The sequence below is a fragment of the Bacillus cereus group sp. BfR-BA-01492 genome (assembly GCF_022662815.1).
Classification (GTDB): domain Bacteria; phylum Bacillota; class Bacilli; order Bacillales; family Bacillaceae_G; genus Bacillus_A; species Bacillus_A cereus_BD.
Map to the genome: position 1 here is coordinate 134,153 of NZ_JAKUEH010000009.1, position 25,538 is coordinate 159,690.

Here is a 25,538-nt window from a genome sequence, read left to right on the forward strand (position 1 = left end):
CTACAGAATTATGGTAATCTCCAACCTCAACTTATATGCGTTAAGCATGCAAAAAAGGATCCTATCCGTGAAGGGATAGGATCCTTTTTTGCATGATATAGTAACAAGGTTTTTCAATTTCCTTTCTACATACTTTGATTGAATGAACGTGTTTTAAGAAACTGCGGTGTGAAAATACCAATCAATATAAAAATGATGCCAAGCCACTGAAGTGGAGACACGACTTCATGAACAAGTGTGATAGAAGCGATGATTGCTGTTGGTAGTTCAGCAGCTCCTAAAATGGTACCGAGTCCGGTTCCTACTTTTGGAACACCGATTGAAAAACAAATGACTGGTACAATGACCCCGAAAAATCCAAGGAAGAAAGCATATTTCCACAATCCTGCTTGTAAGGTGCCATCGATTAAAAAGGCTGGTGGGAAGAATAGACAAATAATAAATGTCGCACTTGTTGTCATGAGAAAGCTTTTTGTATAAGGTGATACATGATTTGCTACACGTCCGCTTACAAATATATATAAGGAAAAAGAAAGAGCGGCCGATAATCCAAAGATAATGCCCTTTGTAGAGAAAGTTTGACCAAGACCTTCAAATACCCCACCAGCAAATAAGGTTCCAGTAAATAAAATGATAATGGAAATTACCTTTTCACGACTTGGAAATGCTTTGTTAGCAATTGCTTCAATGACTACCCCAATCCATGTAAATTGAAAGAGTAATACAACGGCGATAGAAGCTGGTAATTCTTCTACTGAAATAGCGTAAAAAATGCCAGTCATGCTCATTGTTGTTCCGACAGCTAGTAAGGAAAATATTTGTTTTTTTGAGATTTTATGACGTGAAAAGAAGAGGACGAGAAGTAAAAGTCCAATCCAGCCAAATATATATTGTCCACCTAATAGTTCGTGTGCGCAAAAACCATTCATAAAACCGAGTTTGAAAATTGTAGAAAGTACACCGTAACTACATGCTCCCAATAAAACTAATAATGAAAACTTAAATTTTTCCATACAAAATCTCCTTTCTAAATAAAAAAACGCCCGTTGTCCAAGTTAGGACAACGGGCGAACGAAACAGAGTAAAGCTCTGCAAAATTCCGCCTCTCATAAAGACATATGAGTTTGAATATGAAATTCTCTTTCTATTATGTTTCGAAGCGATTGTAGAGTCAAGGGATGCTACAAAGCTTTTGGAAACACAATCGAACATTTTACACCTTGAGGCGTATTTTGAATGCCGTAAGGGAATTGGTGCTTATCTAATATTTGTTTTACAATATACAAGCCTAAACCGCTTCCATGTACTAGACCATGTTTGCTAGGATTGGCACGATAAAACGGTTCAAATAGATGAGCTAATTTTTCCTCTTCAATTTGTGTACCTGTATTTAATACTTCTAAAGCATAAGCATTTGGCTTTTCATAAAGTTTTATATATACATGTTGATGATCGATTGTATAGTTAATCGCATTTGAAACAATATTAAAAATGGCTGTTTGAATAAATTTATGGTCAGCTAAAATTTGTACGTCTGGTTTGATATTAGATTGAACATTTAATTGCTTTACATTTACAAAATAATCTACCTTCTTCATAATATCTTCAAGTATGTTAGATAGGCAAATGATTTGTAGATTCGGTTTGAACTGAGGATTTTGTATTTTGGATAATTCCGACATTTCTTCCGTTAAATTGTTAATATCCTGCATCATCTCATAAGAACGTTTTAAATATTTATCGCGATCTTTATAAGCGCCGATTCCGTGAATCATCCCATCTAATTGCCCCATAACAGCTGTAATTGGTGTTTTTAATTCATGAGACAGCATGGACATAAATTCTTTACGCGATCTCTCGAGTTCTTGTTCTCTTTTCAGTTCGTTTCTTAAATCTTTATTTGTTTCATGTAATCTTTTAACAATTTGCTGTGCTCCAACAGCTAAAGTTTCTAAACCATAATTTTCTTTTTGCACATTTGTATTTGCAGATGGTTTATCAGCAAAATCGAGATTCATAATTTCTCGCAATGTTTCGCTCATATATTGAAATGGTTTCGCTATTAATGTTGTATAAATGAAAGAGCCAAGGAGTGAGACGGTCAACATTGTTAGCGCGATATGAGGAGCGAGCTGCTTGAATACCTCTGCAAGGCTCATATCATCTTTTGATTTGTCTTCTTGTTTTGTTGCATCTGAGTTAGCAGTTTGGCTAGCTTGTTGTTCAGAGTGTAAAGGTGATACATATTTACTATTTACATGAGAAGGGCTTTGCGCATTTTCTTTTGCCTCTTGATTATGATGTAAAACATGATTAAGTGCAGTATAGAGCGATTGAATATCTACACTAGAAGGTGGAAGGTTTGATAGACTTCCGGAAAATGCTTTATTTTGTTCGCTTTTATTTTGAACATCCTTTGCATTCGAAAACGCGTCCTGCGTTGTCTGTAATTCCTTTGAATGAATAGAATGCCTGTGATGCTCTTTATCATAGTTTGATAATAGAAAATAAATAACTTGATAAAGACATAGTGATAAAAGGATACAAAATAACATGGTTTTAATAAAAATATTTCTGGTGATGTTCCCTTTTTTAAGAGTCGATTTTGTAGCCAATGCCTTTCACCGTTTTAATATAAGGAATACATAATTTTTTCCTTAAATTTTTAATATGTGTATCAATTACCCTCACATCACCGTAATGTTCATAGCCCCATACTTTATTTAACAAATCACTTCTTGATAATACTTTCCCACGGTTTTGTAATAACGTATATATAATTTCAAACTCTTTTGTTGTAAGTTCCACTTGATCACCATTTACATATGCAGCATATGCAGTGGAATTTAGCATCAGTTCATGGAATTGTAGTATATTTGCATTTTCAACCTCTGTTGAAGCCGCTCTTCGCAATACTGCTTCAACTCGTTTGATAAAAATGGCATAATGAAAAGGCTTTGTAATGTAATCATCGACTCCTAGCTCAAAACCTTTAATTTCATTTTCTTCATTTTGTAGACCTGTCAGCATAATAATCGGTACGTCTGACTGACCACGGATAATTTTACAAATACTATATCCATCTATATCTGGTAACATTACATCTAACAGAACAAGATCGTATAAATTCTTTTGGAATAGAAGAATGCCTTCTGTTCCTGCACCTACAACATCAACTTCATAATTTTGTGCAGTCAAAAATTCTCGTATAAGCTCTTGTATATCTGGATTATCTTCAATCACTAGTATATGCGTCATAGTAACACCTCCTAAATAACGCTTTTTACTAAAATATTCAAATGCAACATTTATCCCGCTATTTTAGGGCAGTAAGGCTCACACTTCAAGGCTTAGTGAAAGCAAGAAGTTAGGTGAGAGGTGAACTACCCGTAAAAAGCCGATTGACGAAGCCTCATAATCAGTGGGGATGAAGCCCGCATTGATTAAAGGTTCACTTTATAATCAATTTCTATTGCTCGTATACATAATAAGCCCTCCGCTATTACAGTACAGTGAAAGTATGTAATATGTGGGAAGATATATGGGGTTAAAAAATTCATTCACGATAATTCTATTATAGTATGTAATAGGAAATTTATGAAACAATACAACTGTATAATTTTAATATTTGTTTTTATAAATGTTAATAGCCTTTTTTAATAAAGTTATTTTTATTATATATGTAAAGACAACTGCTTTGCTACTGTAAACAAAGAAATAAAGGAAATAAAAGAAGCCAAGATAAGTTCTTGGCTAATACAAGGGTTTTCTCTTGTTTCAGTATATAAACTAGTTTTTTACAATGACAGTGGCTTTTTCATGAATTTGTTCAAATAACCAATGAATATCGTTATTATACATACGAATGCAACCAAGCGTTGTAGATTTACCGATGGCTTGATTGTTATTTGTTCCATGGATCGCATATGTTGTTCCCCATGTGCCTGCCATATTTAATCCGAGCCAACGATCACCGAGCGGGTTACGTGGATCGCCACCTTTAATATGGCCAGTATAGTAAGGACGATTTTTAATTTTGTTAACAATAATAAAAGACCCTGTTGGAGTAGGTGTTGTCGATTTTCCAGTAGCGACAGTAAAGCTTCTTATTAATACTCCATTTTGATAGAATGCCATCTTATGTGTATTCGTGTTAACAATTAGTTGTTGAGATGGTGAAGCTGCTTTTACTTCAGTAGTTTTGAAAGGAAATGCCCAAACCGATATAGATAACACAACTAATAATAACTTCTTCATCATTATACTCCTCTTGCTCATTTTATCAGTTAAAATAATAAGTACGGATAAATTATTTATGACTGTACTACATACATTGAATTTGGAAAGTACGTAACGTTTGAATAATATTCTCATTTAAAGCTTCAAAAAAGGTAGTGATTTTCGTACTATTCTTGCGGTTATTTTTATTGATTAGCAATCTCTCGTTAAGTAGAAGTTCACCGCTTGTGCCAAAGCTTTGTACTTGAATAATCATTTCTTCTTCATTTTCACAAATAATAGGTAGAAGATAGTGAAATGCTTGAGTTGGAATAATATAACTTTTACCAATCATACTTTCTTGCCGAGAATTGATCCACTTTCTAGTAATAATTTTGATATTTCTTTTTGTAACAATAAAGGATAATGTTGTTGATTTTGTTAAATTTACATCAAATTCATTTGCTTCGCATATGTGTAGATTGAAAGTTGTTTCATGCGGCTGAGATTCAATTTCTGTATTGATAAAATTGTGCATGTTATACGCTTCCATTTCTATTCTCCTTTGCTCCTTTTTTTGGAATTATTTATATTTATTCAATTTAATATATTGCACATTCACTAGTTATACTTTTCAACAAATTCCGATATAATTTTACAATATGTATATGAAGCTAATATGAAGTTGAGATGAGTTTAATATGGTTTTTTATATAGAACGTTTTTTTAAAAAATAGAAAGGGTATTTATATAAAAATGGATAAAGTCTTGTAAATGAAGTGTTTATAAGAACGTGTATTTTTTGAAATAGTTTTTTATATAGAACAAATGGATGCGATTTAAGTTAGCGCGGATGTGATTTGGAAATATATAGAATGGAATTCGTGGAAATAAGTTGATGTATATCTTACAAAAATGTAATAAAAATGTAAGCTGTTATGATAGTTATTTCGACAATTTTTTTATACAATAATAGTAACAATGAGTACGTGATTCCTGTTGATAGGATTAGAAAAGGAGAGATGACATGGAATGGATTCATGAGTTATTTCAGCAATATGGCTACTATGTTGTACTTGTTGGATTACTATTAGAATATATTGCTCTTCCATTTCCAGGAGAGCCGACATTAGCTTATGCAGGATATTTAGCACATACAGGAGATTTAAACTTATTCGTGTTAATTACTTTATCATTTATTGGGACGAGTATTGGAATGACGATTCAATACTTTTTAGGAAATAAGCTTGGGATGCCTTTTGTACAAAAGTATGGAAAGTATGTCTTTTTAACACAAAGAAAAATTGATTTAACGAGAATGTGGTTTGATAAGTATGGATATTTCTTAATCTTTATTGGCTTCTTTATCCCAGGTGTACGTCACTTTACCGGATATTTTGGAGGAATTATTAATCTACCATTTCGTCGCTTTGCAATTACAATTTATTCAGGTGCTTTATTCTGGGTAATGTTCTTTTTAATTGGTGGCTATTGGTTAGGTGGAAATTTACATGATATCTTTGGTGCACTGGGACAACATAGTGGGAAGATCATTTTTGTGATTGCTTTGATTGTAGCAATTACCTTATGTATTCGTTTCCGTAAGCAATTGAAACGTGTATTTGTTCAAAATGAAAATTAATGTGAGGACCATTCCATGTTAAAACTTAGAAAAGGCAAGATATTTCTGAAATCCCCCGTATAGAGGATAAATAAGGATAGGTGAGCAGTAGCAATCATGCTCTACCTATCCTTTGTCGTAATTTGTTGGTAAATCGATATTCTATGTCGAATCGCCGATAAAATACGATTTGCGCCGATAAATGGAGAAGAATCGCCGATATATTTCAAGTTGCGCCGATATATTTTTATGAAAAGGGAAAAAACAAAAAGCTGGAAGAGGAATCTTCCAGCTTAAGAATTGCTCTCGATTCCTTCAGGAGGGTCTTGTAATAGGTTAAACACATCCGCTAAGCAAAATGCGATAAACCAAGTCCAAAGACCGTGGAAGAAAGCAGAGCTTAATTGAAGTGGTAATGTATAGTTTGTCATGGAGTAGGAGATACAGCCCCCTACAATTCCAATCATTGTTAGTAGCATTGTTTTTTGGGCGTTTTCTTCTGGATTGAAGAGGAAGTAAATATATCCGCCTAATATTGCAGCGCTTACAAGCGATTCTATTCCATTAAAAATGATATGTTCTCCAAGCTGAATGTTTGTCCAAAAGCAAATGGCAGCGCCGATCATCGCAAACAAGACAGCTATTGTATATCGTATATATTGATTCATATATTCATCTCCTTATGTAATAAGATGATTTGGAAGTCAACAAGGTAGGTATAATAGAAAGAAGTTCTTTTCAAAAAAGAATAATGAAGAATAACTAAGATGATTCGATAAGGTGTGTAAATAATAGTTATTTTGCAAAGTTGTATTTGAAATATACCTGACTTCTCGTTTCGTTTTGCTTATAAAAGTAAGAGAAACTCCCAAGTCTATACATTCTTTTTGTAAATCTTGCTCACTATATTATAACATATTTTCGCTTATAATAATAGAATTATCTGATTTTACGATAAGTGATAATAAAATAAAACCGCAAGGAAAGTAAATTCCTTGCGGTTTCTTATATGCGCTTGAAACGGCCAACGATTTCGACAGTTTCAGTAATATTCATAAATGCATGATTGTCTACGTGACGAATAATGCGTTTGATTTCTCCTAACTCATAGCGAGTTACGACAGTGTAAATGATTTTCTTCTTATGGTTGGTATAGCCGCCGACAGCGTCTACCATTGTTACACCACGGATGCCATGATGCAGTAGTGAGCTTTTGATTTCTTCGCCTTTTTCTGTAATTGTCATAATTGTTAATTTGATATGTTTCGTATGCACAGCATCAATTACTTTGCTGACAACAAAACGGCTAATCAACGTATACAATGTAATATCCCAACCGAAAATAAAGCCAGCAACAACAAGTAGAACGAGGTTGAACACGAAAATGATAGCTCCAATTGAGATATCTTTATATTTCGCTACAATCAACCCAACAATATCAAATCCACCAGTTGAAGAAGCGAATCGGAAAATAATTCCCGTTGCAGCTCCGCAGAGGACTCCGCCAAATACAGAAGAAAGCAAAATATCTTCTGATACTTGATGCACTGGAATAATGTTCATAGCGATCGACGATACTGCTACGAAATAAGCTGTTAAAAAGGTTGTTTTCTTACCTAAGTAAAAATGACTTAAAATAAGAAGTGGGACATTGAGTAGAAAGATAAGTGCACCAATATTGTAGTGCATTAAATAACCAATAATCATCCCTACTCCAGCAAATCCACCGCTAATCATATTGTGCGGGATAAAAAACATATTCATCGAAATTGCATACAAGATAGAAGCTACAAAAATAACAATCAATTGTATGATAAATTCTAAGTGAAATGTTTTAGCCGCTGGGAAGGATAAAAAGGCGGTATCGGGAACGTAATCGGCGTCTCCTAATTGACCCATAGTATGTTTCATCTCCATATTCATTTTTGATTACAAGAAGAGAATAAAGCTTTTTTCAGAAACTGGCAACCGTTTTAGTATAATACAAAAATTTTATAAATTTCTAAAAAAACAACCTATTCAATTGCATGTGTGAATATACTAAAGAAAGCGAATACAATGATGTTTTAGACTATTTTTGTGAGGGAATATACAAAACTTGTTTTGAAATTATAAGGAAATAGAGAATATTTGTTGAATGTGCTAAAATGACGTTACTAAGGATGTGAAGCGATGGACTTTTTATTGCAAGATATTGCTTTATATATATCTGTTGTAACGACAGCATTATGTTTATTAGAAGTTTTTCTCCTCACTAATATTTCTCGTTTTGTACGTCAACAAGCATCGAGCAGTAGACAAAGGGCTTCTGCATTTGTTGATACATGTGAGGAGAGTATAGATCATTTTCTGTTTTTTTCTATTTTTTATAAATACGGAATGGTTCATTCTGTTCGTAGACAGGAATCAAGCGATGAGAGTGAGGAAGCTGGTCCGTATACACCAATGTTTCGCTAATTCATTACGAAACATTGGAGGAATGAACATGTTAAAATCATATCGAGCTGTGCTCATTCGTTTATCATTGTTACTTGTTTTTGTTTTATCTGGTTGCAGTCATGCAAGTCCTATTGATGCAAACAGTACTGGAATTTGGGATCACTATTTTGTTTATCCCATTTCACTTATGCTTCAATTTGCCCATAACCATATAGCTGGCGGGAGTTTTGGGATTGCGATTATTTTTATTACGCTTTTGGTTCGCTTCGCAATGATTCCATTAGCTATTTCGCAATATCGCAGTCAAATGAAAATGAAACAAATGCAACCTAAGCTTCAAAAGTTGAAGGACAAATATGGTGATGTAAGCAAGGATATTGAAAAACAAAAAGAGTATCAAAAAGAAATGTCAGAACTAATGAAATCAGGCGGTTGGAATCCACTAGCTGGGTGCTGGCCACTCTTGATTCAATTGCCTATTTTTTCGGCGCTATATTATGCGATTAGCCGCACAGAAGAGATTCGTACCTCTTCGTTTTTATGGGTCAATTTAGGACATGCAGATCCGTACTATATATTACCGATTCTTGCAGCGTTCACAACATTTGTTCAAATGAAGGTGATGCAATCCAGTGTGACACCTAAAGACCAAGTTCAAATGCTCAAAATTCAGCAGTTTATGATGCCGGCATTGATCTTATTTATGGGATTTGCTGCACCATCAGGGCTTGTGTTGTACTGGGTTACTGGGAATACCTTTACAATGATGCAAACAATGATATTAAGAAAATTCATAGAACGTGAACAAGGCCAACTACAAAGCGCCTAGAGGAAAACGCCGCTCTAATTGAGAGCGGCGCTTTTGTATTGTACAGCTAGTATCTCTCTATGGCGATGAAATAAAAAGTATAGGAGAAAGTGCTTAAAAATGAATGGCATTGATTTGTTGAACTTGTTTTTTTGTTTACTTCGGCCTCTATAATCGAGATATTTACTATGTAGTAATACAAGGAATAGATAACATACTGTTTTATGGAGATTCGAAAAATAGGATAGCTTTTGTTATACTATAAGAAGAGATATTTTTATATATTATATCAGTAATATTATTGATTTTTTTGAAAAATCCAATATAATGAACAGTAACTACAAAATTCGACATCAAGAAGTGATGATGAGGACATGATTTATTTTTTACGATTCTCAGAGAGGGAGGCCTTAGGCTGTAAGCTTCCTAATACGAAAGAATGAATTACCACCTCTGAACTGCAGCAATGAATCAGTGAGTAATTGCTTGCCGGTGAAAGCCGTTATGGAAACTTGAGAAGTTGGTGAAGTGTATCGCTTTGCTAATTAAACAAGGGTGGAACCACGAATAAAACACTCGTCCCTTTTTGAGGGAGGAGTGTTTTTTATTTCATTTTGCATCACACTAGAATTGGAAGGAGGATACATAATATGCATCATGATGAGAAGAACAAAATTGGATTAACGGTGGCGTTATCCATCGTTGTTGGAACAATTATTGGTTCTGGTGTATTTATGAAACCAGGGAGTGTATTGGATTATACCGGTAGTTCCAATATGGCGATTGCTGCTTGGGTCATTGGAGGTTTATTAACTTTAGCTAGTGGTTTAACGGTAGCTGAAATTGGAGCGCAAATTCCAAAAAATGGTGGGTTGTATACATATTTAGAAGAAATTTATGGGAGTTTCTTAGGGTATTTATCGGGATGGATGCAAACAATTGTATATGGACCAGCTATTATTGGAACGTTAGGTTTGTACTTTAGTTCTTTAATCATTAACTTCTTTTATTTAGATACATCGTGGAATTTACCAATTGCAATTGGTACAGTCATATTCCTTGGCGCTGTAAATAGTGTTGGAACAAAGTATGGAGGCATTGTTCAAACGGTTACAACGGTGGGGAAACTGATTCCCGTCGTATTAATTGTTTTGTTAGGTTTTTGGAAAGGGAATAGTGATATTTTTAATGTAGTTGTGCCATTATCGGAAAATCAAAGTATTGGTATGGCGATTTTAGCAACTTTATTTGCTTATGATGGATGGATCTTGCTTGCTTCTATTGGCGGTGAAATGAAGAATCCAACAAAGTTATTACCAAAGGCGATGACGTTAGGGATATTAATTGTAACATTTGCTTATGTATTAATTAATTTGGCTTTATTAAAAGTATTGCCAGCTATGCAAATTGTAAATCTTGGTGAAAACGCGACTGCAACAGCTGCTGGGATGTTGTTAGGAGAATATGGCGGAAAAATTATTAGTATCGGTATTATTGTTTCCATTTTTGGATGTTTGAACGGAAAGATTTTAACATTTCCGCGTATTCCAATGTCCATGGCTGAACGTGGACAGCTTCCGTTTTCGAAATTTATCGCGAAAGAAAATGAAAAGTTTAAAACACCAGCTAATGCAATTACGTTTGAAATTATTTTAGGGATTATTTTAATGATTATAAGTGATCCAAATAAATTATCGGAGATTTCCGTATTTATTATTTATATTTTTTATGTGATGACATTTATTGGAGTTTTTATTTTACGAAAACGTAATGAAGGAAAAGAACGTGCTTATAGTGTACCGTTATTTCCAATTGTACCGATTGTTGCTATTTTCGGGTCGTTATTTGTAATTGGCAGTGCGATTATGAATGATCCTATAAGTTGTTTTTTGTCAATTGGAATCGTCGTGACAGGACTTCCTGTTTATTGGTATTTAAATAAGAAAAAAGAAATATAATCTTACAGAAGCAAGTGAAGGAATCGCTTGCTTCTTTTTTGTGAAAAATTTTCTCTTAAAAGATAAGGAATCTTCTCTTGCTTGCTTCTTTTATTTTGGTTACTATTATTGTGGTAACTTTATAGGAGACGAAAGAAAGTGAGGGGGAAAATTGAATTTTCGAGTATATATTTTAGCGATTGCAGCATTTGTAGTCGGAACGGTTGAATTAATAATTGGAGGAACACTCGACTTAGTTGCGAATGATTTAGGTGTCTCCATTCGTGCAGCAGGGCAACTGATTACTATTTTTTCTATTGTCTTTGCTCTTTCAGGGCCTTTGTTATTAGCGATGACGGGGAAGATTGAGCGAAAAACACTATACATCGGGTCATTATCTATTTTCTTAATTGGGAATCTTATTTCATCTTTAAGTATAAATTATGGAATGTTAATGTTTTCAAGGGTCATTTGTGCGGCAAGTGGATCACTGATTATTGCATTATCTGTCACATTAGCATCTAGTGTAGTAGAACCACATTTTCGTGCGCGAGCAATTGGAATCATTTTTATGGGGATTAGCGGATCGCTCGTTCTCGGCGTACCATTAGGTCTTGTTCTCGGAAATGCATATGGTTGGAGGGCACCCTTTGTATTGATTTCAGTGCTAACAGTTATTGCAATTGTAAGCATTTCTCTGTTCTTAACAAAAGTTCCTCCAGTAGCTGTTTTATCTATAAAAGAGCAAATTGCTACCTTGAAAAACAAAAAAATTGTAAGTGCACAGTTAACGTCATTCCTATTTTTAACAGGACATTTAACACTGTATGCATATTTAACACCGTTTTTAAAAGATATTATGCATGTTGAAGCAAACTGGATTAGTTTGTTTTACTTTATTTTTGGTATTGCAGCAGTTATTGGTGGTGGATTTGGCGGCTGGCTTGCAGATAAGTGGGGATCAAAGAAAAGTATCATTTCTATTATTATCGTCTTTGCATGTGCTCTCTTTATCTTACCGATGATGGCCTTCTCTTTCCCGCTATTTATTACGGTAATGGGACTATGGAGTATGTTAAGCTGGGCAATTTCTCCAGCTCAGCAAAGTTATTTAATTGAAATTGCACCACAATCAGCTGGTATCCAGCAAAGTTTAAATAATTCAGCGCTTCATTTAGGGATTGCGCTCGGTTCAACAGTAGGTGGCATTGTTATTGAAAAGTCATCTGTTATGTATAACGCTTGGGTGGGTGGTGGATTTATCATCTTAGCATTGCTATGTGCAATCTTCTCAATTACGAGAGACCAATCTACTCATGTAGCTAAAAAGGAATCTATCGTGTGATAGATTCTTTTTTATTTTGGAAGAAATAGAGGTTTTACTACGGTGTTATAGAAGGGTATTAATTATTGAGGTGAAAAATATGGATGATTCCATTATCGGTTTTTTCTTCACAGTATTACTGTTATTTATCGCTATATTTGTATTTAGATGGATTCGTTTTCTTTATCATAATTCGGAGAAGCAAGTTGAGCAAAATGAAAGGATTATTGCGTTGTTAAATGAAATAAAGAGGCAGAATGAGAAATAGCAAAGGGAGCCTAGCCTTTGCTATTTCTCATTTGATCGTTTATATAATCGCATAGAGTAGTTTTGTAATGAATAAGCGGATTTAGAAGAAAATTTAATTTCATTGTAAGTGACGTAAAAAAGTTTCAATAGGAGAAGGGATGGTTTTAACATTAACAACTTGTTATCCATTTGAATATATTGGTAATACTCCGGATAGATATATCATTGAAGCAAACTTATTATCTATTATTTAAAAAGATAAGGATATTTTCATTTTCTTATAATGAAAAAAGGAATGCTTTATTATGTGTACAAGCATTCCTTTTCATATGTTTAATACCTCAACTTCATTAAAATGCTTCGAATTTCCTCATCATTCATAAAGAGTTCATGATGTTTTTGGGTAATTTTAGCGAGTGCCACATCATGATAGAAAAATTCAGTAAAGAATTTTACAAATGGCTGAGACATTGTTTTCATTGCTTGCCAAGATTCTTGTTCGACACCAGCAAATAAAATTTCATGATCATCAACGATAAGGAGTAAATAACGCTCTAATGCATTTGGCTCTTCTGTTGGGATGAGAAAATGAATGTTCTTTAGTTCTGTTTCAGCTTTTCCTACTATAAGGCCTTCAATCTCAACACCTTGTTCCGCCTTCTGCTCCAGTAATGGAAGATATTCTAAGAAGGTGTCATTCCAAGCAGAAATACGGATAGATTTTTTTGCATCTTCAATTATCTGTTTACTTTGCACTTGAATAGAAGACTGCATTTTTAAGCTCCAAACACGGTCATCTATAAATGATTTTTTTGAAATATTTGTTTCAAGCTCTTTAATATTCGTTTGGAATTCTGCTGTTAGTTTTTCAATCGCGAGCTTGAGTGGTAATGCTGTATATAGCTTTTTCTTTTCTGAAACGGAATCCATTACCATTCCTTTATCGATTAGGCGTGCTAATATTTCATATATCTTTGCTTTTGGAACACCGGAATGTTTGACAATTGTTGTTGCATCTAATGGTTCATTGCTTGAGACTACGACTTCATAAGCTTGACTTTCATATTGTGAGAAACCAAATTTTTGTAACATAATGCCTCCCGAACAAATTAGATTCTATATTAAGAATAAAGAACGATTTGTATTTAGACAAGTACTCTTAAACAATCTCTTCTAGAGGGTATAGTGAAATATATACAAATAAGTATAAATTTTTGAAATTATATAGATTGAGGTTTTCTCATTATCTATTATACTTAATATATCGATTGATATAATTGAATTTCATCGAGAAGGGGATGTTTCAAAGGAATGTGGAGAAGTTTACGTTTGAAAATTACAGTCGTGTTTTCAGTGCTTATTACGATGCTGTTTGCAATTTTAGGGACAACTGTATATCAATTACAGCAAGAGAGCGCGCAAGATACACTCAATCAATATTCTCAAAATACAATGGATCTTGTCACTGAGCAACTTCATACATTTATACAAGGAATTGAAGAAGATATAGGGCATTATGGAACAAATAGCTTAGTGCAAGGAGCGTTGCAAAGTGGTCTAACTCCAGAAAGTGAGGATGCTATCTTAAAAGAGTTTTTACAATTCAAAAAGAATCATCCAGATATTTTAGATTTATATATTGGGACGAAAGATAAGAGAACGTTAAGCGCAAATCTTGCTGGGGGAGGAACATTACCAGAGGGATATGATCCAACTTCTAGACCGTGGTACAAAAATGCTGAAGCAGATACGAAATCAATTCATTGGGGGCAGCCCTTATATGAGATTGCAACAGGTAAATTAAGTATTGGGGTTTCAAAAGCGATTATTGGTGAGGATGGTTCTGTATTAGGGGTTGTAGCGATGGATGTATCGCTGGGAACGATTCAAAAATTACTACACAATATTCAATATAATTATGCTGGGGAAATGTTCATCATTAACGATAAAAACATTGCGCTTGTATATCCAAAAAAAGTAGGAAAAGATGTTTCAAAAGAGCCGCTTATCCAAAGTTTGAAAAAAGATACAACGAAATTTGCTGAATCTCAATTAGAAGGAAACGAGATAGTAGCTTATAGCCAATCATTTGATAAGATGAAATGGAAAATAGGAATCGTCTATCCTAAAGAAACAATTAATCGTGTATTATCTGAAACACGTAATACAGTAATTGGGATGACATGTATGAGTTTATTGGTTGCGATTACTGTATCTTTTTTATTCGCAAGAAAATTAGCAAGACCTTTGCAGTTATTAACAAAGCATGTCCAACGAGTAGCTGAAGGTGATTTAACATTGAAAATGGAAGTGATGAGTAAAGATGAGGTAGGAACGCTTACCACTCATTTTAATCGTATGGTTGAGCAGATGAATGAAATGGTAAGTAGCATTAAACATAATGTACAGACCGTTCAACAATCTACGCATCATCTTCGTTATTTAACGAATGAAACTGTTGCTGCAAGTAAAGAAGTTTCCGGGGCGATGGAAGATGTAACAGGCGGAGCATCAACACTCGCAAATGGTGTAGAGGAAGTTTCCACTCAACTTGGAAATATGAATGATTCGGTGGAACAAATGATTGAATCAGTAGAAGCGATTAAGGAAGTAACAAATAAGGCAGAACAAGCATCTAAACAAGGACTTGATACGATGCATCATTTAGTTCACGCAAGAGGACAATCATCATCTATTGTGGGTGGTACAGAAGAAGCCTCTTGTAAACTAGAGCGGAGAGTACAATCTATTCAAAATGTAGTAGAAATCATTAAAGAAATTTCGGATCAAACAAATTTACTTGCTTTAAATGCATCGATTGAAGCGGCGAGAGCAGGCGAACAAGGAAAAGGATTTGCAGTAGTCGCAGAAGAGGTGAGAAAGTTAGCGGAACAATCAAAAGGAGCAACAGAGGAAATCGCTATGATGATAAGAGATGTCCAGTTAGAAGTTGCGCGTGTTGTAGAAGTTGTAAGTAAATTGAAAGACATTGCAGATATACAAAATAAAGTTACAGAAGAAGCAGAAACAGAGTTCCGTATCATTATGTCCGTAGTAGATACGATTATTACTTCGGTTGAAAAAATTGTTAAGGAGGTAAAAAATATAGGGGATGAGCAAGAAGAAATTACAGAAGTTATGCAAACAATTGCAGGGACAAGTCAAGAAAGTGCCGCAGTTTCTGAGGAGGTAAATGCATCTACTGAATCGCAAGTGGCTCATTTAGAAAAAGTATCCGATACGATGCGAATGTTAGGCGAGGAAATGAAAGGTTTAGAAAAATTAGTAACACAGTTTAAAGTAGAAGAATAAGCGAAAGATTAGTAAATAAAGATATATTTCGGTACAATAAAAAAATATAAATATATATTTTATTAGGAGGAAAATGATCATGGCAATTGTTGATGTATCCATCATTCCAGTTGGAACAGGGGATCCAAGTGTAAGTGAATACGTAGCAGAAGTACAGAAAGTATTAGCAAAAAATGCAGATCGCGTGAAGTATCAATTGACACCAATGAATACAGTAATTGAAGGAGATCTTCCTGTCATTTTAGAAGTCATTCAACAAATGCATGAAGTGCCATATACGAAAGGTGCACAGCGTGTTGCAACAACAATTCGTATTGATGACCGTCGCGATAAAGAAAGTACAATGGAGAAGAAATTAAACTCTGTTCGATCAAAATTATAGAAAAAAGTAGCGGGTTTCGCTACTTTTTTTATATGTAGGGAAGATTAAGCGCCAAGAGAAGAGTTTAAAGTATGAGAAGGAGGAAAAGAGATGAACGAGAAGTTTAATGAGCAATTTGATGGCTTACTTGAAAAGTATACAGAATTACTGCTGGGGGAAAGTAGCGAAGAGAGAAAAGAACAAGTGAAAAAATGGGCACTGTACTCATACATTGCTAAAACAATGCCGGCTCTAGTGAAGCATTGGAATGAAACGTATCCAGAGGCAAAAGAAGAGATGGTAACATTAATTGCTGATATTAAGAAGGTAAATGAAGAACATCGTAGTCAAAAGTAATAAAAACTACTCATAGGGTGGTTTTTATTATTTTCTATCTTACATTTGAATTGGAAGGGTTTGTAAGTTCTCGTACTTATGATAAATTTGATGTAAAAGATAAAGGAAAGAGGGAACAAATTTATGGACCTAAGGCTGGTTTTACAGTCGTCCAAGCTAACATAGAATGAGAGAATATTGGAGGGAGTAAATTAGGAACTGAGAGAAAAGTAGCACGTACTATTAAGGAATAAAGGGGATAAATAGTATGAATAAGAAAGCCAAAAATTTAAAATATATTATGGTTATATTAGCTTGTATTGCAATTTTGGGTACAGTTTTACCAAGTGTATTAGACCCGAATGAAACATTAGCAGGTAAAATTTCAATTGTAGCTTTGGGTACAATAGGCACCTGTTTCCTACTATCTATCATTTATTTTTTTATAAAAAAGCTATTTTAAGAGGGAACAAACTTTAGAGTGAGTATTATTTCCAGTAGATTCTGGTAATATTTTTGCGAAGTATACGATCTTTTTGAATTATAAAGATATTTCTAGTGTATAGCTCCTTGGTTTTATAAATGAAACAGCATTTAGTGTTTCAAAAATGATTTAAAAAAGAAGTTGAAGAAAAATGTTGCTTCTTTTAAGCTATAAATGTTTTTGAAATAGTGAAAGAACCAACCTTAATACATATATGGGCCCTTTTTGAACTGTACCTTCTAAAATGGACAGTTTAGTAAAATAATTAAGCATCTAAAAGATAGTTTCGATATTGTATCGGAACTATTTTTTTGCAGTATTTGAGTAAAATCCTATATTTTGGACTTATTCAAATACAACTTCCCTTGGCGCATTTTGTATGAAGACTTTGGAATGGAGGAAAAGATTTGGGTGGAATTGTTATTTAACGATAACTGATAACCTATATGATATCCTCATCCTTTCAACGCAATAAACTACCGTAAATCTACCTATTTTCCTAGTTTTTTTTTAAATGTCGAAAAATTTCGGGGGATATTTAAAAGCGAGAATATAGGGTTTTTAACATTTTTATAGTATATTAGTAATTATCTAAATAATTATTTGTATCAAATAATTTCAAACAATGATATAATTTAGAAGAGGGGTAAAAAAACAGACAAAGTACAGTCATAGGGGTGAATTACATGGAACAATTAATGCGAAATTCGTTTCTTTTCTTGTCAAAAAATAAAGCGCTAACAAAACTTGCTAAAAAGTATGGTTTACGCTTTGGAGCAGGTCGCTTTGTCGCGGGAGAGACAATCGATTTAGCAGCAGCTACTATTAAAAAGTTAAACAAACAAGGGCTTTGCGTAACAATCGACTATTTAGGTGAATTCGTTGATAATGAGGCAGAAGCGAATGAAATGGCAAATCAATCAATTGAAGCAATTCGCGCAATTGGGCGTGAAAAGCTTGATTCCCAGCTTTCTTTAAAAATGACTTCTATGGGATTAGATATCTCGGATGATCTCGTAATGAATAATATGCGCCGTATTTTAGAGGCAGCAAAAGAAAATGGTGTATTTGTTACGATTGATATGGAAGACTATTCACGTTGTGGGAAAACAATTGAGGTCTTTAAGCAATTAAAATCTGAGTACGATAATATTGGGACTGTAATTCAAGCGTACTTATATCGTACAGAAAAAGACATTGAAGATTTAAATGCGTATAGTCCGAACTTACGTCTTGTAAAAGGAGCTTATAAGGAATCACCAGAGGTTGCATTCCCAGAAAAGAAAGATGTAGATGAGAACTATAAAAAAATTATTAAAATGCACTTATTAAATGGAAATTATACTGCAATTGCTTCGCATGATGACGCAATTATTGAATATACAAAGGAACTTGTGAAAGAACATAATATTTCACGTGATCAATTTGAATTTCAAATGCTATATGGAATTCGTACAGAACGTCAACTAGAGCTTGTGAAAGAAGGATACAAAATGCGCGTTTATGTACCGTATGGAAATGACTGGTATGGTTATTTTATGCGTCGTCTCGCAGAGCGTCCAGCAAATGTTGCGTTCGTTTTAAAAGGAATTATGAAAAAATAACCCAGGGAGAAAAAATCTCCTGGGTTATTTTAATTGTTCCAGTGCATAATGTGCCATCTTTTTTGTATCGGGATATAGCTCATGACGAGTAGAAGAAAGAACAACGGTAATAACACGTTTTCCTTCTTTTTCATCAACAGTTACGACCGTATATTTTCCTAAAGCAGACAAGCCACTTTTACTTCCAATTGCATATGGATCATCATATAATTCTTCTCGGCCATAGTTCGCTAGTTTCACAGTACGTTCTGAAGTATGTAGTGTTGTACGCGTTGAATTCATATATTGTAAAACAATTGGATATTTCAATGCTTCTTTTGTAAGGATGGCAATATCGTAAGGTGATACTTTATTACCAAGTGTATCGGCACCGCTTGCATTTTTAAAAGTTGCATGTTTTGTTCCGAGTTCTTTCGCTCTTGTATTCATCATTTTAACGAACTCTTCTTTTGACCCCGCAATATGTTCAGCAATAGATTCAGAAACAGGATCTGCACTAATGATAAGCATAAGTTTTAATGCTTCATCTCGTTTTAACTTTTCACCAGCGTGCAGCTTAATCTTCTTACTTTGACTTTCCGTTTTAATTGCATTTTCTGTAATTGTAATCTCTTCATCTTTTTTTACATTCTCTAACAACAGAATAGTTGTCATGATTTTTGCGATACTAGCGGGATAAGAACGTTCATGTTCTCGTTTTCCATATAAAATTTCACCAGTATCTGCGTCGATTGTAATGCCGTATTTTCCTGTAATAGGAGGTTGATCAGCTCTTATATTTTTTTGCCTTTGTGCATAAGAAAAGAAAATCATGCCGATAAATAGTGTGGAAATCATTACAATCATGATTATTGTTCGTTTCATCATCTTTCCCTCTTTTGTTACAAATAAATTGGGCAGAAAAAGCAGCCAATATTCATTATGCCACGTTTTCTGCCCAAAAATATAGCGTTATTTTTCACCCATGTTATGTTTTTTATATTGCTGATTGTTACCTTGGCGCCCTTTTTCAATACCGCGATCAGTAGGGCCGGCATTTCCTGTTACACTTGCTGCGCTTACGCCAGCTTTTGAAGGATCTTTCTTTAACTTTGCCATATATATTCCTCCCGTTTTGTCATATTCTATTAAAGAAACTATGCATTTGTAGCATAACCGAATAAAAGAAAAATATTTATTTCAGAAAATTTTATCATTAAATATATTGCGAAAATTTAAACAGTATCATATATTTATTAGTAGAGGCTCACTCATTGATTGCGACGTATGTCGAAAAATTGAATGAGCATTCATTCAAGAATAGGGGGAGAAATGGATGTTCCAAATTAAAAAGGCTGCTGTTCTCGGTTCTGGCGTAATGGGCTCAGGGATTGCGGCACATTTAGCCAATATCGGTATACCAACATTATTGCTTGACATTGTGCCACAGGCAATGACAAAAGAAGAGGAAGCAAAGGGACTTACACTAGAGCATACAAGTGTAAGAAATCGATTTAGTAATGGAGCTTTGCAAAAATTAGTGAAACAAAAACCAGCTCCTCTTGCTGTGAAGGATAACTTGGCGCTGATTGAAACGGGAAATTTAGAAGATGATTTTGAGCGTCTTGCTGAAGTAGACTGGATTATTGAAGTTGTTGTTGAAAATTTAGATATAAAAAAACAACTATTTGAAAAAGTAGATGCAGTTCGTAAACTTGGTACGATTGTAAGTTCTAATACATCCGGTATTTCCGTTGAAAAAATGGCAGAAGGTCGTTCGGACGACTTCAAAAAACACTTCTTAGGAACGCACTTCTTTAACCCACCACGATATTTAAAACTTCTAGAGATTATACCGACAAAAGATACAGACCCACAAGTGTTGAACTTCATGAAACAATTTGGCGAAGATGTTCTTGGAAAAGGCGTTGTTATCGCAAAAGATACACCGAATTTTATCGGAAACCGCATCGGAACGTACGGGTTACTTGTAACACTTCGTGAAATGATGGAGCGCGGATATAGCGTTGGCGAAGTGGATTCTGTAACAGGACCATTAATTGGACGACCAAAGAGTGCAACATTCCGTACATTAGATGTTGTCGGATTAGATACGTTTGTTCATGTTGCAAATAATGTATATGAAAATGTGCAGGAAGAAGAAAGAGATGTCTTTAAGGTGCCTACTTTCATGCATGAAATGCTCGATAAAAAATGGCTTGGAAGCAAAACGGGGCAAGGGTTCTTCTTAAAGAAAGGAAAAGAGATTTTAGAATTAAATCCTAAAACGATGGAATATGAAGAGCGTAAAAAATTAAAAGCTGCATCTGTAGAATTAAGTAAACAAGAAAAAGGATTAACAAATAAATTGAAAGCGCTTGTATATGCAAAAGACCGTGCAGGAGAGTTGTTATGGAATATTATTACACCAACTCTTTTATATTCTGCGAAACTTTATAAGGAAATCGCTGATGATATCGTAGCAATTGACCAAGCGATGAAATGGGGCTTCGGTTGGGAGCAAGGTCCATTTGAAATTTGGGATGCAATAGGAGTAGAAAAATCTGTTCAAAAGATGGAGGACAGCGGTAAGGTCGTTCCTGCATGGGTGAAAGAAATGTTACAGAATGGTTTTGCTACTTTCTATAAGCATGATAGCGGTGAAAGTTATTATTACGATAATGGAGAATACAAGCGAATTGAGCGAAATAAAAAAGCAATTTCTCTGAAACAATTAAAAGAAAAACATGGTGTTATTAAGAAAAATAGCGGAGCGAGTTTAATTGATTTAGGTGACGGTATTCTTTGCCTAGAATTCCATTCAAAGAGCAATGCAATCGGCATGGATATTACGCAAATGATTAACTACGCTGTTGATGAAGTAGAGAAAAATTATAAAGGGCTTGTGATTGGAAACCAATCGAAAAACTTCTGCGTTGGTGCAAACTTAGCGATGATTTTAATGGAAGCACAAGATGATAATTATTTTGAAATTGAGTGGGTTGTGAAAAGCTTCCAAGATGCAATGATGAAAATCAAATACTGTTCTAAGCCAGTAGTTGCAGCGCCTTACGGTATGACGCTTGGCGGCGGTACAGAGGTTTGCTTGCCGGCAGCTAGCATTCAAGCTTCTAGTGAAACATATATGGGATTAGTGGAAGTTGGTGTAGGCCTTATCCCTGGCGGAGGCGGTAATAAAGAGTTATATATAAAACATTTAAATAAAATGGCAAAAGGCATAGAATTTGATTTGCAAAAGGTTGCAAATAAAGTGTTTGAAACAGTAGCAATGGCGAAAGTTTCGACATCTGGACAAGAAGCAGTTTCTTATAATTTTTTAGGGGATAAAGACGGCATTAGTGTGAATGGCGATCACTTATTATATGATGCAAAACAAAAAGCTCTTGCACTGTATGAAGCGGGTTATAAACCGCCAGTTCGTAAAAAGGTTCCAGTTGTCGGTGAAACAGGATATGCAACGCTCGTACTAGGTGCAGAGGCAATGCATTTATCTGGTTATATTTCAGAATATGATCTCCATATTGCGAAAAAGCTTGCATACGTCATTGCAGGTGGAAAGGTACCTTATGGAACAGAAGTTGATGAGCAATATTTATTAGATATAGAGCGTGAAGCATTTATGAGTTTAATAAGTGAGATGAAATCACAAGCAAGAATGCAGCACATGCTTGTAAAAGGAAAGCCATTACGTAATTAATAACGAGGGGAGATATCTTTCATGAGAGAAGCTGTCATTGTTGCAGGAGCAAGAACTCCGGTTGGAAAAGCAAAAAAAGGTTCGTTAAAAACAGTTCGTCCAGATGATTTAGGAGCGTTAGTCGTAAAAGAAACGTTAAAACGTGCGAATTATGAAGGACCAATTGATGATTTAATTTTTGGATGTGCGATGCCAGAAGCTGAACAAGGCTTAAACATGGCACGGAATATCGGTGGGTTAGCAGGACTTTCTTATGATGTTCCAGCTATTACAATTAACCGCTACTGCTCTTCAGGCTTGCAAAGTATCGCCTACGGTGCAGAGCGCATTATGCTAGGACATTCTGAGGCCGTATTATCTGGCGGAGCTGAATCGATGAGTTTAGTTCCGATGATGGGGCATGTTGTTCGTCCAAATAGCCGACTTGTTGAAACAGCACCAGAATATTATATGGGAATGGGACATACAGCAGAGCAAGTTGCGATAAAATACGGAATTTCCCGCGAGGAGCAAGATGCGTTTGCAGTTAGAAGTCATCAACGTGCAGCAAAGGCATTAGCTGAAGGGAAATTTACGGATGAAACAGTGCCTGTAGAGGTAACATTGCGCACTGTTAACGAAAATAACAAATTGGAAGAAGAAACCATTACGTTTTCACAAGATGAAGGAGTAAGAGCAGATACAACGCTAGATGTACTTGGGAAATTACGTCCGGCTTTCAACGTCCGTGGTTCCGTAACGGCTGGTAATTCATCGCAAATGAGCGATGGTGCAGCATCTGTACTACTAATGGATCGTGAAAAAGCAGTGAGCGATGGCATGAAGCCAATGGCGAAATTCCGCTCTTTTGCAGTAGCCGGTGTACCGCCAGAAGTAATGGGAATCGGTCCAATTGCGGCGATTCCAAAGGCTTTAAAATTAGCGGGATTAGAGCTATCTGATATTGGTTTATTTGAACTAAACGAAGCTTTTGCTTCTCAATCGATTCAAGTCATTCGTGAGCTTGGATTAGATGAAGAAAAAGTAAACGTAAACGGCGGTGCAATTGCACTTGGACATCCACTCGGTTGTACAGGAGCGAAATTAACATTATCTCTTATTCATGAGATGAAACGACGTAACGAACAATTCGGTATCGTAACGATGTGTATCGGCGGCGGAATGGGAGCTGCGGGAGTGTTTGAACTTCTATAAAATGTGGAAGCGATGTAACGGTTAGAAAAAATAAAGGGAGAGCTAGTATCTCTCGTTACAGGAGAGATACGGCTTATGAAAATATGAAGGAGGAGATTTTCATGGAAAAAACAGTGGGGAATGCAGTAAAAGGTGGTAGCTTTTTAATTGATGAGATTACAATCGATCAAGTATTTACACCAGAGGATTATACAGATGAACATAAAATGATAGCAAAAACAACAGAAGATTTTATAGTAAATGAAGTTTTGCCAGAGCTTGAATATTTAGAGCAACACGAGTTTGATCGCTCTGTTCGTCTTTTAAAAGAAGCTGGTGAACTAGGATTATTAGGTGCTGACGTACCAGAAGAGTATGGCGGAATTGGTCTTGATAAAGTGAGTTCAGCTTTAATCGCCGAGAAATTTGCGCGCGCTGGCGGTTTTGCTATTACACATGGTGCTCACGTTGGTATCGGATCATTACCAATCGTATTATTTGGCAACGAAGAGCAAAAGAAAAAATATTTACCGCTGCTTGCAACTGGTGAAAAGTTAGCTGCATATGCATTAACTGAGCCAGGATCTGGGTCTGATGCATTAGGTGCAAAAACAACTGCACGTTTAAATGCAGAAGGTACGCACTATGTGTTAAATGGAGAAAAACAATGGATTACAAACTCAGCCTTTGCGGATGTGTTTATCGTATATGCAAAAGTAGATGGTGAGCACTTTTCAGCATTTATCGTAGAAAAAGAATATCCAGGTGTATCGACAAGCCCTGAAGAAAAGAAAATGGGTATTAAATGTTCATCAACTCGTACATTAATTTTAGAAGATGCATTAGTACCAAAAGAAAATGTTCTTGGCGAAATTGGTAAAGGGCATGTGATTGCATTTAACATTTTAAATATCGGCCGTTATAAATTAGGTGTTGGTACAGTTGGATCGGCAAAGCGCGCAATAGAAATTTCAGCAGAATATGCGAACCAACGTCAACAATTTAAGCAACCAATTGCTCGCTTCCCATTAATTCAAGAAAAGCTTGCGAATATGGCAGCGAAAACATATGCAGCGGAAAGTTCTGTTTATCGTACAGTGGGCTTATTTGAAAGTCGTATGAGCACATTAACGGAGGAAGAAGTAAAAGATGGGAAAGCGGTAGCAGCTTCAATTGCAGAATATGCAATTGAGTGTTCATTAAATAAAGTATTCGGTTCTGAAGTATTAGATTATGTAGTAGATGAAGGAGTACAAATTCATGGTGGTTACGGATTTATGGCAGAGTATGAGATTGAAAGAATGTATCGTGATTCTCGTATTAACCGTATTTTCGAAGGAACGAACGAAATTAACCGTTTAATCGTACCGGGTACGTTCTTACGTAAAGCAATGAAAGGAGAACTACCACTGCTGCAACAAGCACAAAAACTACAAGAAGAATTAATGATGATGATGCCAGAAGAAGTAGGCGATGAGCCATTAGCGCTTCAAAAACATTTAGTCAAGAATGCGAAAAAAATCGGCTTAATGGTAGCTGGATTAGCAGCTCAAAAATACGGTAAAGCGCTCGATAAAGAACAAGAAATTCTTGTGAATATTGCTGATATTGTAAGCAATTTATACGCAATGGAATCAGCCTTACTCCGTACGGAAAAAGCAATCAAGGCAACGGGTCTTGAAAAGAATAAACAAAAAGTATTATACACGGAAGTATTCTGTCAAGAAGCATTCAACCAAATTGAAGCAGATGCAAAAGAAACAATTATCGCAGTGGAAAACGGCGATATGTTGCGCATGATGCTATCAGCACTTCGCAAACTAACTCGCCACACGCCAATGAATGTCATTCCGAAGAAGCGTGAAATTGCGGCGAAGATTTTAGCGGATGAGCGTTATACAGTTTAATACGTAACAAAAAAATAGTCACTTATGTGACTGTTTTTTGTTTTGATCAGAAAATTCAAATAAAATAA

24 protein-coding genes, 1 pseudogene and 1 other annotated feature are annotated in these 25,538 nt (G+C 35.1%); of the genes and pseudogenes, 15 read left to right on the forward strand and 10 right to left on the reverse strand.

Features of this window, described 5'->3' with window-relative positions; all coding sequences use genetic code 11:
• Positions 1-125: 125 nt before the first annotated feature.
• From MR063_RS13195 to MR063_RS13215, 5 genes are all read right to left on the reverse strand, one after another.
• Positions 126-1,013: an EamA family transporter gene (locus MR063_RS13195; protein ID WP_242198388.1), complete on the reverse strand. Its 888-nt coding sequence runs from the start codon at positions 1,011-1,013 to the stop codon at positions 126-128.
• A 168-nt stretch (positions 1,014-1,181) separates the two neighbouring features.
• Positions 1,182-2,615 carry a sensor histidine kinase gene (locus tag MR063_RS13200; RefSeq protein WP_242198390.1) on the reverse strand — a complete coding sequence of 478 codons (1,434 nt, stop codon included), beginning with the start codon at positions 2,613-2,615 and terminating at the stop codon, positions 1,182-1,184.
• Positions 2,593-3,258 carry a response regulator transcription factor gene (locus MR063_RS13205; RefSeq protein ID WP_242143976.1) on the reverse strand — a complete coding sequence of 222 codons (666 nt, stop codon included), beginning with the start codon at positions 3,256-3,258 and terminating at the stop codon, positions 2,593-2,595. Before MR063_RS13205 ends, MR063_RS13200 begins: the two co-directional genes overlap by 23 nt.
• A 531-nt stretch (positions 3,259-3,789) precedes the next feature.
• Positions 3,790-4,257, reverse strand: a complete 468-nt coding sequence (locus MR063_RS13210) for a L,D-transpeptidase (protein ID WP_242198393.1) — start codon at positions 4,255-4,257, stop codon at positions 3,790-3,792.
• A 67-nt stretch (positions 4,258-4,324) separates the two neighbouring features.
• Positions 4,325-4,771: a DUF3978 family protein gene (locus MR063_RS13215; RefSeq protein ID WP_242143978.1), complete on the reverse strand. Its 447-nt coding sequence runs from the start codon at positions 4,769-4,771 to the stop codon at positions 4,325-4,327.
• A 474-nt stretch (positions 4,772-5,245) separates the two neighbouring features.
• Between MR063_RS13215 and MR063_RS13220 the strand changes: the two genes are divergently transcribed.
• Positions 5,246-5,860, forward strand: a complete 615-nt coding sequence (locus MR063_RS13220; RefSeq protein ID WP_242198395.1) for a DedA family protein — start codon at positions 5,246-5,248, stop codon at positions 5,858-5,860.
• Between the two features lie 272 nt (positions 5,861-6,132).
• Here the strand turns inward: MR063_RS13220 and MR063_RS13225 are convergent, their stop codons facing one another.
• On the reverse strand, positions 6,133-6,507 hold the full coding sequence (locus tag MR063_RS13225; RefSeq protein WP_242143985.1) for a DUF3938 domain-containing protein: 375 nt from the start codon (positions 6,505-6,507) through the stop codon (positions 6,133-6,135).
• A gap of 337 nt (positions 6,508-6,844) precedes the next feature.
• Positions 6,845-7,738 (reverse strand): YitT family protein, encoded by an 894-nt coding sequence (locus MR063_RS13230; RefSeq protein WP_242144091.1) that lies wholly within the window; start codon positions 7,736-7,738, stop codon positions 6,845-6,847.
• Positions 7,739-8,011: 273 nt separating this feature from the next.
• On the opposite strand from MR063_RS13230, the gene MR063_RS13235 reads away from it, so the two are divergent.
• The 6 genes and pseudogenes from MR063_RS13235 to MR063_RS13260 form a co-directional block, all read left to right on the forward strand.
• On the forward strand, positions 8,012-8,296 hold the full coding sequence (locus MR063_RS13235) for a hypothetical protein (protein WP_242198398.1): 285 nt from the start codon (positions 8,012-8,014) through the stop codon (positions 8,294-8,296).
• A gap of 28 nt (positions 8,297-8,324) precedes the next feature.
• Complete coding sequence (locus MR063_RS13240; RefSeq protein ID WP_242198401.1) at positions 8,325-9,107, forward strand: membrane protein insertase YidC; 783 nt, start codon at positions 8,325-8,327, stop codon at positions 9,105-9,107.
• Between the two features lie 333 nt (positions 9,108-9,440).
• Positions 9,441-9,673 (forward strand) — a binding site (T-box leader).
• A 63-nt stretch (positions 9,674-9,736) separates the two neighbouring features.
• Positions 9,737-11,044, forward strand: a complete 1,308-nt coding sequence (locus tag MR063_RS13245; protein WP_242198404.1) for an APC family permease — start codon at positions 9,737-9,739, stop codon at positions 11,042-11,044.
• Positions 11,045-11,195: 151 nt separating this feature from the next.
• The gene (locus MR063_RS13250) at positions 11,196-12,368 is read left to right on the forward strand and encodes an MFS transporter (protein WP_242143989.1); all 1,173 of its coding nucleotides are present in this window, start codon (positions 11,196-11,198) and stop codon (positions 12,366-12,368) included.
• 79 nt (positions 12,369-12,447) lie between these two features.
• Positions 12,448-12,615 (forward strand): hypothetical protein, encoded by a 168-nt coding sequence (locus MR063_RS13255; protein ID WP_242198406.1) that lies wholly within the window; start codon positions 12,448-12,450, stop codon positions 12,613-12,615.
• Between the two features lie 145 nt (positions 12,616-12,760).
• Positions 12,761-12,850, forward strand: a pseudogene (locus MR063_RS13260) (class D sortase); the annotation flags it as partial.
• A 79-nt stretch (positions 12,851-12,929) separates the two neighbouring features.
• On the opposite strand, the gene MR063_RS13265 reads toward MR063_RS13260, so the two are convergent.
• Positions 12,930-13,688, reverse strand: a complete 759-nt coding sequence (locus MR063_RS13265; RefSeq protein ID WP_242198408.1) for a TrmB family transcriptional regulator — start codon at positions 13,686-13,688, stop codon at positions 12,930-12,932.
• Positions 13,689-13,907: 219 nt separating this feature from the next.
• Here MR063_RS13265 and MR063_RS22305 point away from each other — a divergent pair, with 219 nt between their 5' ends.
• The 5 genes from MR063_RS22305 (at position 13,908) to MR063_RS13290 (ending at position 18,693) form a co-directional block, all read left to right on the forward strand.
• A complete protein-coding gene (locus tag MR063_RS22305; RefSeq protein WP_242198410.1) occupies positions 13,908-15,908 on the forward strand; it encodes a methyl-accepting chemotaxis protein in 2,001 nt (666 codons plus the stop codon).
• 79 nt (positions 15,909-15,987) lie between these two features.
• Entirely contained in the window at positions 15,988-16,290 is a 303-nt protein-coding gene (locus MR063_RS13275) for an MTH1187 family thiamine-binding protein (RefSeq protein ID WP_242198412.1), read from the forward strand.
• A gap of 90 nt (positions 16,291-16,380) precedes the next feature.
• On the forward strand, positions 16,381-16,626 hold the full coding sequence (locus MR063_RS13280; protein WP_242198414.1) for a YusU family protein: 246 nt from the start codon (positions 16,381-16,383) through the stop codon (positions 16,624-16,626).
• Between the two features lie 247 nt (positions 16,627-16,873).
• The gene (locus tag MR063_RS13285) at positions 16,874-17,068 is read left to right on the forward strand and encodes a hypothetical protein (RefSeq protein WP_242198416.1); all 195 of its coding nucleotides are present in this window, start codon (positions 16,874-16,876) and stop codon (positions 17,066-17,068) included.
• Between the two features lie 707 nt (positions 17,069-17,775).
• Complete coding sequence (locus MR063_RS13290; RefSeq protein WP_242143998.1) at positions 17,776-18,693, forward strand: proline dehydrogenase family protein; 918 nt, start codon at positions 17,776-17,778, stop codon at positions 18,691-18,693.
• A gap of 24 nt (positions 18,694-18,717) precedes the next feature.
• Here MR063_RS13290 and MR063_RS13295 read toward each other — a convergent pair whose 3' ends face one another.
• Together MR063_RS13295 and MR063_RS13300 are read right to left on the reverse strand one after the other, a co-directional pair.
• Positions 18,718-19,557, reverse strand: coding sequence for a D-alanyl-D-alanine carboxypeptidase family protein (locus tag MR063_RS13295; RefSeq protein WP_242198418.1), 840 nt, complete (start codon positions 19,555-19,557; stop codon positions 18,718-18,720).
• Positions 19,558-19,644: 87 nt separating this feature from the next.
• On the reverse strand, positions 19,645-19,791 hold the full coding sequence (locus tag MR063_RS13300; protein WP_012096049.1) for a YuzL family protein: 147 nt from the start codon (positions 19,789-19,791) through the stop codon (positions 19,645-19,647).
• 217 nt (positions 19,792-20,008) lie between these two features.
• Here MR063_RS13300 and MR063_RS13305 point away from each other — a divergent pair, with 217 nt between their 5' ends.
• The 3 genes from MR063_RS13305 (at position 20,009) to MR063_RS13315 (ending at position 25,470) form a co-directional block, all read left to right on the forward strand.
• Positions 20,009-22,390, forward strand: a complete 2,382-nt coding sequence (locus MR063_RS13305) for a 3-hydroxyacyl-CoA dehydrogenase/enoyl-CoA hydratase family protein (protein WP_242198420.1) — start codon at positions 20,009-20,011, stop codon at positions 22,388-22,390.
• A gap of 21 nt (positions 22,391-22,411) precedes the next feature.
• Positions 22,412-23,584, forward strand: coding sequence for an acetyl-CoA C-acetyltransferase (locus MR063_RS13310; protein ID WP_242198422.1), 1,173 nt, complete (start codon positions 22,412-22,414; stop codon positions 23,582-23,584).
• 101 nt (positions 23,585-23,685) lie between these two features.
• Complete coding sequence (locus tag MR063_RS13315; RefSeq protein ID WP_242198424.1) at positions 23,686-25,470, forward strand: acyl-CoA dehydrogenase family protein; 1,785 nt, start codon at positions 23,686-23,688, stop codon at positions 25,468-25,470.
• Positions 25,471-25,538: the final 68 nt, after the last annotated feature.

Coding starts and splice junctions, on each gene's coding strand:
- MR063_RS13215 (WP_242143978.1), bottom strand. CDS start 4,771: ATGGAAGCGTATAACATGCACAATTTTATCAATACAGAAATTGAATCT.
- MR063_RS13275 (WP_242198412.1), top strand. CDS start 15,988: ATGGCAATTGTTGATGTATCCATCATTCCAGTTGGAACAGGGGATCCA.
- MR063_RS13300 (WP_012096049.1), bottom strand. CDS start 19,791: ATGGCAAAGTTAAAGAAAGATCCTTCAAAAGCTGGCGTAAGCGCAGCA.
- MR063_RS13245 (WP_242198404.1), top strand. CDS start 9,737: ATGCATCATGATGAGAAGAACAAAATTGGATTAACGGTGGCGTTATCC.
- MR063_RS13280 (WP_242198414.1), top strand. CDS start 16,381: ATGAACGAGAAGTTTAATGAGCAATTTGATGGCTTACTTGAAAAGTAT.
- MR063_RS13315 (WP_242198424.1), top strand. CDS start 23,686: ATGGAAAAAACAGTGGGGAATGCAGTAAAAGGTGGTAGCTTTTTAATT.
- MR063_RS13230 (WP_242144091.1), bottom strand. CDS start 7,738: ATGGGTCAATTAGGAGACGCCGATTACGTTCCCGATACCGCCTTTTTA.
- MR063_RS13290 (WP_242143998.1), top strand. CDS start 17,776: ATGGAACAATTAATGCGAAATTCGTTTCTTTTCTTGTCAAAAAATAAA.
- MR063_RS13305 (WP_242198420.1), top strand. CDS start 20,009: ATGTTCCAAATTAAAAAGGCTGCTGTTCTCGGTTCTGGCGTAATGGGC.
- MR063_RS13295 (WP_242198418.1), bottom strand. CDS start 19,557: ATGAAACGAACAATAATCATGATTGTAATGATTTCCACACTATTTATC.
- MR063_RS13205 (WP_242143976.1), bottom strand. CDS start 3,258: ATGACGCATATACTAGTGATTGAAGATAATCCAGATATACAAGAGCTT.
- MR063_RS13235 (WP_242198398.1), top strand. CDS start 8,012: ATGGACTTTTTATTGCAAGATATTGCTTTATATATATCTGTTGTAACG.
- MR063_RS13285 (WP_242198416.1), top strand. CDS start 16,874: ATGAATAAGAAAGCCAAAAATTTAAAATATATTATGGTTATATTAGCT.
- MR063_RS13195 (WP_242198388.1), bottom strand. CDS start 1,013: ATGGAAAAATTTAAGTTTTCATTATTAGTTTTATTGGGAGCATGTAGT.
- MR063_RS13255 (WP_242198406.1), top strand. CDS start 12,448: ATGGATGATTCCATTATCGGTTTTTTCTTCACAGTATTACTGTTATTT.
- MR063_RS22305 (WP_242198410.1), top strand. CDS start 13,908: ATGTGGAGAAGTTTACGTTTGAAAATTACAGTCGTGTTTTCAGTGCTT.
- MR063_RS13265 (WP_242198408.1), bottom strand. CDS start 13,688: ATGTTACAAAAATTTGGTTTCTCACAATATGAAAGTCAAGCTTATGAA.
- MR063_RS13240 (WP_242198401.1), top strand. CDS start 8,325: ATGTTAAAATCATATCGAGCTGTGCTCATTCGTTTATCATTGTTACTT.
- MR063_RS13310 (WP_242198422.1), top strand. CDS start 22,412: ATGAGAGAAGCTGTCATTGTTGCAGGAGCAAGAACTCCGGTTGGAAAA.
- MR063_RS13225 (WP_242143985.1), bottom strand. CDS start 6,507: ATGAATCAATATATACGATATACAATAGCTGTCTTGTTTGCGATGATC.
- MR063_RS13210 (WP_242198393.1), bottom strand. CDS start 4,257: ATGAAGAAGTTATTATTAGTTGTGTTATCTATATCGGTTTGGGCATTT.
- MR063_RS13220 (WP_242198395.1), top strand. CDS start 5,246: ATGGAATGGATTCATGAGTTATTTCAGCAATATGGCTACTATGTTGTA.